This is a genomic window from Streptomyces purpurogeneiscleroticus, assembly GCF_020024005.1.
Classification (GTDB): Bacteria; Actinomycetota; Actinomycetes; order Streptomycetales; family Streptomycetaceae; genus Streptomyces; species Streptomyces purpurogeneiscleroticus.
Map to the genome: position 1 here is coordinate 47,837 of NZ_NHSG01000368.1, position 13,185 is coordinate 61,021.

The 13,185-nt window shown below is 73.1% G+C and carries 13 protein-coding genes; 10 read left to right on the forward strand and 3 right to left on the reverse strand.

Features of this window, described 5'->3' with window-relative positions; all coding sequences use genetic code 11:
• Positions 1-68: 68 nt before the first annotated feature.
• Positions 69-854, forward strand: coding sequence for a TSUP family transporter (locus CCS38_RS26065; protein WP_223735797.1), 786 nt, complete (start codon positions 69-71; stop codon positions 852-854).
• Between the two features lie 27 nt (positions 855-881).
• Here CCS38_RS26065 and CCS38_RS26070 read toward each other — a convergent pair whose 3' ends face one another.
• Together CCS38_RS26070 and CCS38_RS26075 are read right to left on the reverse strand one after the other, a co-directional pair.
• Complete coding sequence (locus CCS38_RS26070) at positions 882-1,538, reverse strand: hypothetical protein (protein WP_223735759.1); 657 nt, start codon at positions 1,536-1,538, stop codon at positions 882-884.
• Between the two features lie 106 nt (positions 1,539-1,644).
• Entirely contained in the window at positions 1,645-1,974 is a 330-nt protein-coding gene (locus CCS38_RS26075; RefSeq protein ID WP_223735760.1) for a cupin domain-containing protein, read from the reverse strand.
• Positions 1,975-2,134: 160 nt separating this feature from the next.
• Here CCS38_RS26075 and cutA point away from each other — a divergent pair, with 160 nt between their 5' ends.
• From cutA to CCS38_RS26095, 4 genes are all read left to right on the forward strand, one after another.
• Positions 2,135-2,479 (forward strand): divalent-cation tolerance protein CutA, encoded by a 345-nt coding sequence (gene cutA, locus CCS38_RS26080; protein ID WP_223735761.1) that lies wholly within the window; start codon positions 2,135-2,137, stop codon positions 2,477-2,479.
• 96 nt (positions 2,480-2,575) lie between these two features.
• A complete protein-coding gene (locus CCS38_RS26085) occupies positions 2,576-3,088 on the forward strand; it encodes a gamma-glutamylcyclotransferase family protein (RefSeq protein WP_223735762.1) in 513 nt (170 codons plus the stop codon).
• A 7-nt stretch (positions 3,089-3,095) separates the two neighbouring features.
• A complete protein-coding gene (locus CCS38_RS26090; protein WP_223735763.1) occupies positions 3,096-4,097 on the forward strand; it encodes an adenosine deaminase in 1,002 nt (333 codons plus the stop codon).
• Positions 4,098-4,189: 92 nt separating this feature from the next.
• Positions 4,190-4,645 carry a MarR family winged helix-turn-helix transcriptional regulator gene (locus tag CCS38_RS26095; protein ID WP_223735764.1) on the forward strand — a complete coding sequence of 152 codons (456 nt, stop codon included), beginning with the start codon at positions 4,190-4,192 and terminating at the stop codon, positions 4,643-4,645.
• Positions 4,646-4,678: 33 nt separating this feature from the next.
• Here the strand turns inward: CCS38_RS26095 and CCS38_RS26100 are convergent, their stop codons facing one another.
• Positions 4,679-6,760 (reverse strand): molybdopterin oxidoreductase family protein, encoded by a 2,082-nt coding sequence (locus tag CCS38_RS26100; RefSeq protein ID WP_223735765.1) that lies wholly within the window; start codon positions 6,758-6,760, stop codon positions 4,679-4,681.
• 219 nt (positions 6,761-6,979) lie between these two features.
• Between CCS38_RS26100 and CCS38_RS26105 the strand changes: the two genes are divergently transcribed.
• The 5 genes from CCS38_RS26105 to dnaG all read left to right on the forward strand — a co-directional run bounded on the left by CCS38_RS26105 (position 6,980) and on the right by dnaG (position 13,124).
• Positions 6,980-7,807 (forward strand): sirohydrochlorin chelatase, encoded by an 828-nt coding sequence (locus CCS38_RS26105; RefSeq protein WP_308050876.1) that lies wholly within the window; start codon positions 6,980-6,982, stop codon positions 7,805-7,807.
• On the forward strand, positions 7,804-9,240 hold the full coding sequence (locus tag CCS38_RS26110; protein ID WP_223735767.1) for a deoxyguanosinetriphosphate triphosphohydrolase: 1,437 nt from the start codon (positions 7,804-7,806) through the stop codon (positions 9,238-9,240). Before CCS38_RS26105 ends, CCS38_RS26110 begins: the two co-directional genes overlap by 4 nt.
• Positions 9,241-9,419: 179 nt before the next feature.
• Positions 9,420-10,685, forward strand: a complete 1,266-nt coding sequence (locus CCS38_RS26115; RefSeq protein WP_223735768.1) for an NAD(P)/FAD-dependent oxidoreductase — start codon at positions 9,420-9,422, stop codon at positions 10,683-10,685.
• A gap of 40 nt (positions 10,686-10,725) precedes the next feature.
• Positions 10,726-11,175 (forward strand): GNAT family N-acetyltransferase, encoded by a 450-nt coding sequence (locus CCS38_RS26120; protein WP_223735769.1) that lies wholly within the window; start codon positions 10,726-10,728, stop codon positions 11,173-11,175.
• Positions 11,176-11,219: 44 nt separating this feature from the next.
• Positions 11,220-13,124: a DNA primase gene (dnaG, locus tag CCS38_RS26125; RefSeq protein ID WP_223735770.1), complete on the forward strand. Its 1,905-nt coding sequence runs from the start codon at positions 11,220-11,222 to the stop codon at positions 13,122-13,124.
• The last annotated feature ends 61 nt before the right edge of the window (positions 13,125-13,185 follow it).

Here is a 13,185-nt window from a genome sequence, read left to right on the forward strand (position 1 = left end):
TTCACACCCTAGATCCCCGCAGGTCCGCAACTCGCCACCCTGGAACGGCCGGTGGTCCGTAAGATCACCTGGTGCCTGACATATCCATGACCACCCTGCTCCTGCTCTGCCTGGCCGCGCTGGCGGCCGGCTGGATCGATGCCGTGGTGGGCGGCGGCGGGCTGATCCTGCTGCCCGCGCTGCTCGTCGGCCTTCCCCACGTACCGGTCGCCTTCGTGCTCGGTACCAACAAGTCGGCGGCGGTGGTCGGCACTACGGGCGCGGCCATCACATACGTACGCAAGACGCCGCTGGATGTCCCGTCCGCGGTGCGCATCGGGCTGGCCGCGGCGGGCGGTTCGCTGGGCGGCGCGTTTCTCGCGGCCGGTCTGGACAGCGCGGTGCTGCGCCCGCTGATCATGATCGTGCTGGTGGGTGTGCTCGCGTTCGTGCTGCTCCGGCCGTCCTTCGGGACCGCGCCCGCGCCGTCGGGCCCGGTCACCCGGCAGCGGGTGATCGCCGCCGTGCTGATCGCCGGGCTCGGCATCGGCTTCTACGACGGGCTGGTCGGGCCCGGTACCGGCGCGTTCCTGGTCATCGCGCTGGCGGCGATCCTGCACATGGACCTGGTGACCGCGTCGGCGACGGCGAAGGTCGTCAACGTCTGCACCAACATCGGTGCCCTGGCGATGTTCGCGTACCAGGGCACCGTGCTGTGGGGGCTGGGCGCGCTGCTCGCGGCGTTCAACCTCGCGGGCAGCACGGCCGGCGCCCGGATGGCGCTGAAGAAGGGCGCCGGATTCGTGCGCGGCGTGCTGGTCGTGGTCGTCGCGGGGCTGCTGTGCTCGATGGCGTACGACCAGTGGCTGGCCTGAGCGCCGGTTTCCCGATCCGGCAGGCGCTCAGAGCTTGTTGAGGGCCTGCCGGAGGGTGGCCTTGAAGGCCGGTACCGGCGCGTGGTCGAACGTACCCATCTCGCCCCACCGCACGACCGTGACCGTACGGCCCGAGCGGCCCACACCGAAGAGGTGGATGCCCGGCTCGGAGTCGGGGATCGAGGTGTGGATGCCGTACACCCGGCCGCCGTCCGCCGCGGTGACCGTGCCGTAGTTCTTCCAGGAGGCGGTGCCGCCGGGCTTGTCGTGCAGCCAGTCGCCGGCGCAGCGCGCGACCTTCTGGCGCAGCTTCGCCGCGAGCCGTTGCGCGCTGTCCTCGTTGGCCGTCACCACGCTGACCTGCACAGCGCTCGTGTCGTACTCGGTGTGGAAGCTCCGGTGGTACGTGCCGGTGCCGCCGGGCACTACGCCCCCGTCGAGGCAGAACGGCTCCGGGTCCGGCAGCCCCGGCATGACCTTCGAGGCGTACCAGGGCGAGGACGCGTGCGGCGGGAGCTCGCCGGGTGCGAGGAAGCGCGGCGGTGCGGTGGCGGCCGGGGCGGCGACGGCCGCGGTCGCGCCGACGGCGGTGGCGGCCAGCACGGCTGCGGCGGCGGTGAGCGCGGTACGACGGCGTACGGAGCGGCGGCGTACGGAACGGCGGCGTACGGAACGGATACGCATGGACGAGACCTTTCCCCCGAAACGGAACTCTCGTCGGTAAGACCGCCGGAACGGGGCGAAGGTTGTGCCGCCCGCCGTGCTCACACGCCGTCGGCGTGCGCGGTGCTCACATGCCGTCGACGTGCGTCACCGAGGTCAGCAGCACGGCGGAGTTCTCCACGGCCGTCACGCCGTGCTTCTCGCGCGGGATCTGTGCGACCTGCCCGGCGATCATGTCCTGCGTGCCGCGGTCCGTCGTGATCTGCACGTGCCCGTGCAGGATCTGCATGCTGCCGGCCGGCGGCGAGACGTGCTCGTCCAGCGAGGCGCCGCCGACCAGCGCGATCACGGTCTGCCGCAGCGGCCCGTCGTGCAGGAAGAGCCGCGCGCTGCGGCCGTGCGGGTCGGCCTTGGCGTCGTCGAGCTGCTGGCGGGCGAGGGCGGTGAGGTCGTCCATGAGGGGCCCTTCGGTCGCGGACGTGCGGCGGTCCGGTGGCGTGGTCCTGTCCCCATCCTCGCGGGTGCGCCGGGCGCCGCAAGTCATCGGCGCGCCGTGGTACCCGTGGATGCGGAAGGATCAGGTACCCGCCCGTCCGCGACCCAAAAGGACCGTTCCCGTGACCGATCTGCCCGAGCAGACCGCACCGCCCGCATTCCTGACCGTGCTGACGACGACCGACGCGGCGCAGAAGGCCGAGGCGCTGGCCCGCGGCGCGATCGAGGCGCGCCTGGCAGCGTGCGCCCAGGTCAGCGCGCCGGTCACCTCGGTGTACCGATGGGACGGCGGAATCGAGACCAGCGAGGAGTGGCAGGTGCTGCTCAAGACGACCGGCAACCGCTACCAGGAGCTGGAGGAGTACCTCCGCGGCGCGCACGACTACGACACCCCGGAGATCATCGCGACCCCGATCATCCACGGCGGCGCCGACTACCTGGCGTGGATCGAGGAGGAGACCCGGTAGCGGATCTCCTCGCCGTCCTCCCGACCTCCCCGTCAGCGACGTGCGGCGGCCTGGCATGGTTGCAAGTGGGAAGAACGAACACGAGGAGAACGACCCATGAGTGACCGGCCCGCCGAGCGGCTGCCCTTCTTCGTCTACGGGACGCTGCGCCCCGGAGAGGCCAATCACGCCTGGGCGCTGCGCGGCCGCACCGCGGCGGAGCGGCCGGCGCTGATCCACGGGGCGCTGCTGTACGACGGCCCCGGTTATCCGTACGCGGTCCAGGGCCCCGCCGACGCGGTGGTGCACGGACACGTCATCACGCCCGCCGAAGGCGCGTACGACGAGGTGCTGGCGGTCCTGGACCGGCTGGAGGGCTACACCCCCGGCGCGCCGGGCAACGACTACGACCGAGTCGTGTGCGAGGCGGTCCTGCCGGACGGCGGCACCGTCCGCGCCTGGGTGTACCTCGCCGCCGAACCCCTGGCCGGCCGCCTCCGCGCCGCCGGCACCCCGGTCCCCGGTGGCGACTGGCTCGCCACCGGCCGACGTGCCGCGGGCCCGGTGGGCCCCGGCGTCGCCGCCAACGAGGGCCGCGCCTTCGCCGCCACCGCACAGGAAGGTGCCTGAGCCGACCATGAAGACCCCCCACCCGCCGGTCCCCAAGGCCGAGCTGCATCTGCACATCGAGGGCACGCTGGAGCCCGAGCTGGCGTTCGCGCTTGCCGCGCGCAACGGTGTCGAGCTGCCGTACGCCTCCGAGGAGGAGCTGCGGCGTGCGTATTCGTTCAGCGATCTGCAGTCGTTCCTGGACCTGTACTACGCGCTGATGGCCGTGCTGCGGACCGAGGAGGACTTCGCCGATCTCGCGAACGCCTATCTCGCGCGCGCCAAGGAGCAGGGCGTGCGGCACGCGGAGATCTTTTTCGATCCGCAGGCGCACACCGCGCGCGGCGTGCCCATCGGGACCGTCATCGAGGGCCTGAGCAGGGCCCTGGACGCCGCTCAGCAGACGTACGGCATCACGACCCGGCTCATCATGTGCTTCCTGCGGGACGAGAGCGCGGAGTCGGCGCTGGAGACCTTCGAGGCGGCGCGCCCGTACCTGGACCGGATCACCGCGGTCGGGCTGGACTCCGCAGAGGTCGGCAACCCGCCGTCGAAGTTCCGCGAGGTGTACGCGCTCGCGCGGGAGGCCGGGCTGAAGTGCGTGGCGCACGCCGGTGAGGAGGGCCCGCCCGCATACGTGTGGGAGGCGCTGGACGTGCTCGGGGTGGACCGGGTCGATCACGGGGTGCGGTGCATGGAGGACGCGGACCTGGTGGCGCGGCTGGCCGCCGAGCAGGTGCCGCTCACCGTCTGCCCGCTGTCCAACGTCCGGCTGCGGGTGATCGACGACCTCGCCGACCACCCGCTGCCCGCCATGCTGGACGCGGGCCTGCTGGTGACGGTCAACTCCGACGACCCCGCCTACTTCGGCGGGTACGCGCACGACAACTTCACGGCCGTACGCGACGCGCTGCGGCTGGACGAGGAGACGCTGCGCACGCTGGCCCGTAACTCCTTCACGGCCTCGTTCCTGGACGATGCGACGCGCGCCGCGTACTTGAAGGAGGTCGACGCGCACCGGGGAGCCTGACGGTCGGGTTCGCCCGGCCTCGAGCCTGCTTGACCTCAAGTCCGCTTGAGCTTCTAGCTTCGTCCTCAACCGAACGGAAAGAGGGCGGAGCCATGGAGTACTCCCACAGCGACACCGAACTGATCCGGCAGCCCATCGGTTACTGGAGCTGGGCCGCGTCCCACGCGGTCGTGACCCGTATCCGCGGCGCCCTCGCGGAGCTGGGCATCAGCCAGCCGCAGTGGTGGGTGCTGAACCAGGTCGCCCCGGCGCCGGACGGCCGGTCCCGCGGCGAGGTGACGGAAATGCTCAAGGGCTACCTCGAGGTCGACGGTGCGCTGGAGGAGGAGATCGACACGACGGTCGCCCGCGGCTGGATCACCCAGGACGCGGACGCCACGCTGCGGATCACCCCGGAGGGCTCGGCCCTGTACGCCAAGGCCGCCGCCCTCCAGGAGCGGTTGTGGACGGAGCGCCACGAGGGCATCACCGACGAGGAGTACCTGATCACGCTCAAGGTGCTCCAGCGCTTCATCCACAACACCGGGGGCCACGCCTGGCATCACTGAAGCCCTCCGACTGAAGCCCTCAGCTGAAGCCCTCTAAGGGCCCAGCGGTGTCAGCCGGACCGCGCAGACCTTGAACTCCGGCATCCGGGAGGTGGGGTCCAGGGCCGGGTTGGTGAGGGTGTTGGCGCGGCCCTCGCCCGGCCAGTGGAACGGCATGAAGACCGTGTCGGAGCGGATGGTGCCGGTCAGCCGGGCGGGGGCCACGGCCCGGCCGCGCCGGGACTCCACGGCGACCCGGTCGCCCTCGCCGATGCCGTACCGCTCGGCCAGCAGCGGGTGGATCTGCACGAAGGGGCCGGGCGCCGCGGCGTTCAGCTCCGCCACGCGCCGGGTCTGCGCGCCCGACTGGTACTGCGCCAGCACCCGCCCGGTGGTCAGCAGTACCGGGTACTCGGCGTCGGCCTCCTCCGCCGACGCGCGGTGCGAGACCGGCACGAAGCGGGCCCGGCCGTCCGGGGTGGCGAACCGGTCCAGGAAGAGACGAGGGGTTCCCGGGTGCGTCTCCTCGGGGCACGGCCAGAAGACGCCGTCCTCCGAGGCGATGCGCCGGTAGCTGATCCCGGAGTAGTCCGCCGCGCCGCCCTCCGAGGCGCGGCGCAGCTCCTCGAAGACCTCCTCCGGATCGGCGGGGAAGCCCTTCTCGTGGCCCAGCCGCGCCGCCAGCCCGTGCAGCACCTCCAGGTCCGTGCGGACACCGGGCGGCGGGTCCAGGGCCCGGCGGCGCAGCAGTACGCGGCCCTCCAGGTTCGTCGTCGTACCGGTCTCCTCCGCCCACTGCGTCACCGGCAGCACCACATCGGCCAGCGCCGCCGTCTCCGAGAGGACCACGTCCGCGACGGCCAGGAAGTCCAGCGAGCGGATGCGCTCCTCCACGTGGGCCGCGCGCGGCGCGGAGACCACCGGGTTGGAGCCCATCAGGAGCAGCGCGCGTACCTCGGTGCCGAGCGCGTCCAGCAGCTCGTACGCGCTGCGGCCCGGACCCGGCAGGCTGTCCGGGGAGACGCCCCAGACGCCCGCCACGTGCTCCCTGGCGGCCGGGTCGTCGAGCTTGCGGTAGCCGGGGAGCTGGTCGGCCTTCTGGCCGTGCTCGCGACCGCCCTGGCCGTTGCCCTGGCCCGTCAGGCAGCCGTACCCGGACAGCTCCCGGCCGGCCCGGCCCGTGGCCAGGCACAGGTTGATCCACGCGCCCACCGTGTCGGTGCCCTTGGCCTGCTGTTCGGGGCCGCGCGCGGTGAGCACCATCGAGGAAGCGGCGTCGCAGAACAGCGCGACGGCCTCGCGCAGTTCCGGCACCGGCACGCCCGTGATCCGCTCCACCAGCTCCGGCCAGTGGGCCATCGCGGCGGCCCGCGCCTCGGGCCAGCCGGTGGTGCGCTCCGCGATGAACGCCTCGTCCGTGCGGCCCTGGGCGACGACGAGGTGCAGCAGGCCGAGGGCCAGCGCGAGGTCGGTGCCGGGGCGCGGGGCGAGGTGCAGGTCGGCCGCCTCGGCGGTCTTCGTGCGGCGCGGGTCGACGACGATCAGCTTGCCGCCGTTCTCGCGCAGTTCGGTCAGGTAGCGCAGCGCGGGCGGCATGGTTTCGGCCAGGTTGGAGCCCACCAGGATCACGCACCCCGTGCGGGCCACGTCCGCCAGCGGGAAGGGCATGCCGCGGTCGAGGCCGAACGCGCGCCCGTGCGCCGCGGCCGCCGAGGACATGCAGAACCGGCCGTTGTAGTCGATCTGCGAGGTGCCGAGCGCGACCCGCGCGAACTTGCCCAGCGCGTACGCCTTCTCATTGGTCAGGCCGCCGCCCCCGAAGACGCCCACCGCGTCGTCCCCGTATACGGTCCGCGCGCTGCCCAGTCCTGCCGCGACCCGGTCCAGGGCCTCGTCCCAGGTGGCGGGGCGCAGCGTCCCACCGTCCCTGACCAGCGGTTCCGTCAGCCGTACCCGCTGGTCGAGCACCTCGGCGGCGGTGCGGCCCTTGCCGCACAGCGCCCCACGGTTCACGGGGAAGTCCGGGCGCTCGACCACCTGTACTGTGCCCTTCTCCGGGCGCAGCGACATTCCGCACTGCAAGGAGCAGTACGGACAGTGCGTGTCGACCGTGCCGGTCGTGACGTCGGCGTTCATACGGTCACGGTGCAACGCGCGCGTTTCCGCCGCCGCCCCCTGGTGTTACATGCCCGGCACGGGTCCCTCCCCGAAGCGCGGCGGAACCCGTGAGGGGGGAGAAACGACTCGTCACCCCTGCGCAATGCTCCGGCAACTCTCCGCTGCCAGGCTCCCTCCATGACGGCGTCGAACGCGCACCTTCCCGCAGCGTTTCCCTTCGACAGTACGGCGCAGCTCATGACAGAGATCACCACACAGCTCAGCACCCAGCTCAGCCGGGTCAGACTCCACAGCCGCCGCACCTTGCCGTGCGGCCCCGCCAGTACAGCGACGCCGCCGACGCTCGTCGCGGTCGCCCACGGAAGCCGTGATCCCCGCGCCCTGGAGACCGTCACCGCACTGCTGGACCGGGTGCGCGCGATGCGCCCCGGCCTCCCGGTGCGCCTGGGGCACATCGAACTGAACGAGCCGCTGCTGCCCGACACGCTGGCCGGGCTGGACGGCGACGCGGTCCTCGTGCCGCTGCTGCTGGGCCGCGGCTACCACACCAAGTCCGACATACCGGCGATGGCCGGTGTCGCGCCACGCGTCAGAGCCCGTATCGCGGCGCCGCTCGGACCGCACTCGCTGCTCGCCGAGGCACTGCACGACCGGCTGACGGAGGCCGGGACGCGGCCGGAGGCGCCCGGCACGGGGATAGTCCTGGCCGCGGCCGGCTCGCGGGACCCGGACTCGGCCACCGACACCGGGCGCACCGCCCGGCTGCTCTCCGTACGGCTGGGCGGCGTGCCCGTCGTACCGGGCTACGCGGCGGGCGCCGGCGCCACCGTGGAGGAGGCCGCCGCGGCCCTGCGGGCGCGCGGCCTGCGGCCCGTTCTCGCCTCGTACTTCACCGCGCCCGGCCGCTTCGCCACCGCCTCCGCCGCCGTCCTCGGGCCCGCCGCAGCGCCCCTCGGCGACCACCCGGCCCTCGCCCGTCTCGTCCTGCACCGCTACGACCAGTCGCTCCGCTCGCGTACCGCTTCCGACCGAGAGGGGGCCGGTGCGGCTACCGTCGCGGTATGACGGGTACGACCCCCAACTCACCAGAACCACGGGCAGGCCGCGCGGCGCACCGTGCCGGGCGGCCCGTGGGCACCTCGTACGACAACGATCTGTACAACGGTGACCGGTACGACGCCGCGTACGACGACGCCGACATCGAACGCTGGGGCGCCGAGCCGGACAAGCGGCCCGGCCGTACGGCGTTCCAGCGGGACCGCGCGCGGGTGCTGCACTCCGCCGCGCTGCGCAGACTGGCCGGCAAGACCCAGGTGGTCACGCCCGGCGTCGCCGCGTCCGGTACCGGCGCGCACGCCTGGGACGCGACCCCGCGCACCCGCCTCACGCACTCCCTGGAGTGCGCGCAGGTGGGACGGGAGCTGGGCGCGGCGCTCGGCTGCGACCCGGACCTGGTCGAGACCGCGTGCCTGGCGCACGACCTCGGCCACCCGCCCTTCGGGCACAACGGCGAGCAGGCGCTGAACGAAGTCGCCGCGCCCTGCGGCGGCTTCGAGGGCAACGCGCAGTCCCTGCGGCTGCTGGCCCGGCTCGAACCGAAACGGTTCATCACCGCCGACGACGGCCGCGTCGTCAGCGTCGGCCTCAACCTCACGCGCGCCGCCCTGGACGCGGCGACCAAGTACCCCTGGGGGCGCGGCGGCCACCCCGAGGACCCGCGCTCGCGCAAGTTCGGGGTGTACGCGGACGACCTGCCCGTCTTCCGGTGGCTGCGGCAGGGCGCCCCCGAAGGCGCGCGCAGCTTCGAGGCGCAGGTCATGGACTGGTCCGACGACGTCGCCTACTCGGTGCACGACGTGGAGGACGGGCTGCACGCCGGACACCTGGACCCGGCCGTGCTGTACGCGGACCCCGAGCGCGCCGAGATCTTCGCGGTGGCCGCCGACCGGTACGCGCCCGGCGCCGGCGACGCGGAGCTGGGCGCCGCCCTGGACCGGCTGCTGGAGCAGGAGTGGTGGCCGCACGGCTACGACGGCTCCGCGGTCGCCCAGGCACGCCTGAAGGACGCCACCAGCCAGCTGATCGGCCGGTTCTGCCTGGCCGCCGAAGCCGCCACCCGCGCCGCGTACGGCACGGGGCGGCTCACCCGGTACCGCGCCGAGCTGGTCGTCCCCGAGGAGGCCCGCCTCGAATGCGCCGTACTGAAGGCGGTCGCCGACCGGTACGTGATGCAGCGCCCCGACCAGGAAGCGCTGCGGGCCGAACAGCGGGTGATCATCGCGGAGCTGGCCGAGGCGCTGCTCGCGCGCGCCCCGGACGGCCTCGACCCCCAGTTCCGTTCGCTCTTCGACGGCGCCGGGGACGACACCGCACGAATGCGCGCTGTCATCGACCAGATCGCGGCCCTCACGGACACCTCGGCCCGCACCCTGCACGCTCGCCTCACCCGCCCCCCAGGTCACACAGAACGGCGTCGTCCGCCCGCGCGTGACAACTAAGGGTGACGTAGCAAGGGCCTACCCTCTTCCCCCATCACGCTCTGTGCGGGACGCTCGAACCCCCGCAGTGCTGAGGTGCTCGAACGGGGGTATGGCTTTTTCGAACGGGGGCGCAAACGGGGGCCGAACGGGGGGCGTTCAAGGCGCAGACGCACTGCGCCGCAGCGAGGAGGAAGCAAGTGGTCGACGCACACCAGACGTTCGTCATCGTCGGCGGTGGCCTGGCCGGGGCAAAGGCAGCCGAGACCCTTCGGTCGGAGGGGTTCAGCGGCCGCGTGATCCTCATCTGTGACGAGCGCGACCACCCGTACGAACGGCCGCCGCTCTCCAAGGACTTCCTGATCGGCAAGGCCGAGCGGGACAGCGTCTTCGTGCACGAGCCGGCGTGGTACGCGCGCAGCGACATCGAGCTGCATCTCGGCCAGCCCGCGGTGGCCCTGGACCCGGTCGCCCGTACGGTCCGGCTCGGTGACGGCACCCTCATCGTGTACGACAAGCTGCTGCTGGCCACCGGCGCCGAGCCGCGCCGCCTGGACATCCCCGGCACCGACCTGGCCGGCGTCCACCACCTGCGCCGCCTCGCGCACGCCGAACGGCTGCGCGGCGTGCTGGCCTCCCTCGGCCGGGACAACGGCCACCTCGTGATCGCCGGCGCCGGCTGGATCGGCCTGGAGGTCGCCGCGGCCGCCCGCTCCTACGGCGCCGAGGTCACCATCGTCGAGCCCTCGCCGACCCCGCTGCACCACGTCCTCGGCCCCGAGATCGGCGGGCTCTTCACCGAGCTGCACCGCGAGCACGGCGTCCGCTTCCACTTCGGTGCCACGCTCACCGAGATCACCGGCCAGGGCGGCGTCGTGCTGGCCGCGCAGACCGACGACGGCGAGGAGCACCCGGCGCACGACGTGCTCGCCGCGATCGGCGCCGCGCCCCGCACCGCCCTCGCCGAACAGGCCGGGCTCGCTCTCGTGGACCGCGCGCAGGGCGGCGGCATCGTCGTGGACGCCTCGCTGCGCACGTCCGACCCGCACATCTTCGCGGCCGGCGACGTGGCCGCGGCCGCGCACCCGGTCCTGGACACCCGGCTGCGCGTGGAGCACTGGGCCAACGCGCTCAACGGCGGCCCCGCCGCGGCCCGCGCCATGCTCGGCCAGGAGGTCAGCTACGACCGCATCCCGTACTTCTTCTCCGACCAGTACGACGTCGGCCTGGAGTACTCGGGATACGCGCCACCGGGCTCCTACGAGCAGGTCGTGCTCCGCGGCGACGTCGGCAAGCGCGAGTTCATCGCCTGCTGGCTGGACGCCGGCGGCCGGCTGCTGGCCGCGATGAACGTCAATGTGTGGGACGTCACCGAGCCGCTGCAGGCCATGATCCGCTCCGGGCGCGCCCTGGACGCGGAGGCGCTGTCCGATCCGACGGTGCCGCTGGAGTCGTTCCTGGGATAAGGGAGTGCCGGGCGGGTGGCTCCTCGCGTAGCGTGCGCGCATGGCGATCCGTACGAAAACGGTCCCGCGGGCGGAGATCTTCGACCTGCGTTGGTCGGTGCTCCGCCCCGGGCTGCCCGCCGAGGCCGCGCTGTACTCGGAGGACGCGGACCCCGGCGTCTTCCACATGGCGGCGTACGACGGGGACACCCTGGCGGCCTGCGCGACCTTCTTCCCCGACCCGGTGCCGGGCGAGGAAGCCGTCCCCGCGTACCGCTTCCGCGGCATGGCCAGCTCGCCCGAGGCGCGCGGCCGGGGCTTCGGGGCCGCCGTGCTGCGCGCGGGCATCGAGGAGGCGGCCCGCCGCGGCGCCCAGCGCGTGTGGTGCAACGGGCGGGTCTCGGCGCGCGGCTTTTACGAGCGGATGGGCTTCACCACGGACGGCGCGACCTTCGAGATCGTGCCGAGTGGCGCGCATCACCGCTTCGTCTTCAAGATCGCCACGGGGTGAGGCGCGGCCCCGGGGCTGTCACTGGTGCCCCGTAGAATTCTCGCGTGGCAGGCAGGATCAACGATGACGACGTGCGGGCGGTGCGGGACGCGGTCCCGATCGATGCCGTCGTGTCCGAGTACCTCCAGCTCAGGAACGCCGGCGGCGGCAATCTGAAGGGCCTCTGCCCCTTCCACGACGAGAAGTCCCCCTCCTTCCACGTCAGCCCCAGCAAGGGGCTGTACCACTGCTTCGGCTGCCAGGAGGGCGGCGACACCGTCGACTTCATCATGAAGGTCGACCACCTCTCCTTCGCCGAGACCATCGAGCGGCTCGCCTCCCAGGCGGGCATCACCCTGCGGTACGAAGAGGGCGGGTACGCCCCCGGGCGCCAGCAGGGCGAGCGCACCCGCCTCGTCGAGGCGCACAAGGCCGCCGCGCAGTTCTACATCGACCAGCTCGACAGCCCCGAGGCCGAGATCGGCCGGAAGTTCCTCGCCGAGCGCGGCTTCGACCAGGCCGCGGCCCAGCACTTCGGCGTGGGCTACAGCCCGGCCGGCTGGGACCACCTCACCCGCTTCCTGCGCGGTCGCGGCTTCACGGACAAGGAGCTGATCCTCTCCGGCCTCTCCCAGGACGGCCGCCGCGGCCCCATCGACCGCTTCCGCGGCCGCCTGATGTGGCCCATCCGCGACATCGCGGGCGAGGTCGTCGGCTTTGGCGCCCGCAAGCTCCGGGACGACGACAACGGCCCGAAGTACCTCAACACCCCCGAGACCCCGATCTACCGCAAGTCCCATGTGCTGTACGGCATCGACCTCGCCAAGAAGGAGATCGCCAAGGGGAACCGCGCGGTGGTGGTCGAGGGCTACACCGACGTCATGGCCTGCCACCTCGCCGGTGTCCGCAGCGCCATCGCGACCTGCGGCACGTCCTTCGGCGAGGGCCACATCAAGATCCTCCGCCGGCTGCTGATGGACAACAGCGGCTCCGAGGTCGTCTTCACCTTCGACGGCGACGCGGCGGGCCAGAAGGCGGCGCTGCGCGCCTTCGAGGACGACCAGAAGTTCGCCGCCGAGACCTCCATCGCGATCACCCCCGGCGGCATGGACCCCTGTGAGCTGCGCCTGGCCAAGGGCGACGAGGCCGTCGCCGACCTGGTGGAGTCCCGTACACCGCTCTTCGAGTTCGCGCTGCGCCAGCTGGTCGCCCGGCACAATCTGGCCACTCCGGTCGGCCGCGCCGCCGCGCTGGACGAGGCGGCGCCCATCGTCGCCAACATCAAGAACAGCTCCATCCAGCACGAGACGGCCGTCCAGCTGGCCGGCCTGCTCGGCATCCTGGACACCCAGTTCGTGGTCCGCCGCGTCTCCCAGCTGGCCCGCTGGGCCCGCGAGCGCGGAAGGGACCCGCGAGAGGCCCAGGGCAGGCCGCAGCGGCGCGGCGCCGAGCCCGCCCGGCCCGCGGCCCCCGAGGCCCCCCGGGGCCCCGCGCTGAACCTCCGAAGCCCGGCGCATCGCGTCGAGCGCGAGCTGCTCAAGCTCGCCCTGCAGCGCCCCGACCTGGTCGCCCCGACGTTCGACGCGTACGGCATCGACGAGTTCACCGCGCCGCCGTACGCCGTGGTCCGCCGCTGCATCGAGGACGCCGGCGGCACGGCCGCGGCGGACGCCGGCTTCCTCACCCGTGTCCGCGAGGCCGCGCCCGACGACACGGTCCGCTCGATGGTCACGGAGCTGGCCGTCGAGCCGCTGCACACCCGCCGCGACCCGGACGAGCTGTACGCGGGCGTGCAGCTCGTCGCCGTCCGGCTGGCCGCCGTCCGGCAGCGCTGTGCCGAGATCCACGGCGCGCTGCAGCGCCACGACCCGCGTACGGGCGGCGAGCAGTACACGGCCCTGCAGAACGAGCTCTGGGTGCTGGAGCAGTACGCCCAGGCCCTCCGCGAGCGCGGCGCCGCGGCCCTCTGAGGCACGCGCGGCGCGCCGCCCGGCGGCCGGCCGGACTGTCTGCGTAACCACCCGGTCACCC

Excerpts from the sequence above, each read along its gene's own strand:
- CCS38_RS26070 (WP_223735759.1), bottom strand. The coding sequence starts at position 1,538 with ATGCGTATCCGTTCCGTACGCCGCCGTTCCGTACGCCGCCGCTCCGTA.
- CCS38_RS26075 (WP_223735760.1), bottom strand. The coding sequence starts at position 1,974 with ATGGACGACCTCACCGCCCTCGCCCGCCAGCAGCTCGACGACGCCAAG.
- CCS38_RS26085 (WP_223735762.1), top strand. The coding sequence starts at position 2,576 with ATGAGTGACCGGCCCGCCGAGCGGCTGCCCTTCTTCGTCTACGGGACG.
- CCS38_RS26090 (WP_223735763.1), top strand. The coding sequence starts at position 3,096 with ATGAAGACCCCCCACCCGCCGGTCCCCAAGGCCGAGCTGCATCTGCAC.
- CCS38_RS26095 (WP_223735764.1), top strand. The coding sequence starts at position 4,190 with ATGGAGTACTCCCACAGCGACACCGAACTGATCCGGCAGCCCATCGGT.
- CCS38_RS26100 (WP_223735765.1), bottom strand. The coding sequence starts at position 6,760 with ATGAACGCCGACGTCACGACCGGCACGGTCGACACGCACTGTCCGTAC.
- CCS38_RS26105 (WP_308050876.1), top strand. The coding sequence starts at position 6,980 with ATGACAGAGATCACCACACAGCTCAGCACCCAGCTCAGCCGGGTCAGA.
- CCS38_RS26110 (WP_223735767.1), top strand. The coding sequence starts at position 7,804 with ATGACGGGTACGACCCCCAACTCACCAGAACCACGGGCAGGCCGCGCG.
- CCS38_RS26120 (WP_223735769.1), top strand. The coding sequence starts at position 10,726 with ATGGCGATCCGTACGAAAACGGTCCCGCGGGCGGAGATCTTCGACCTG.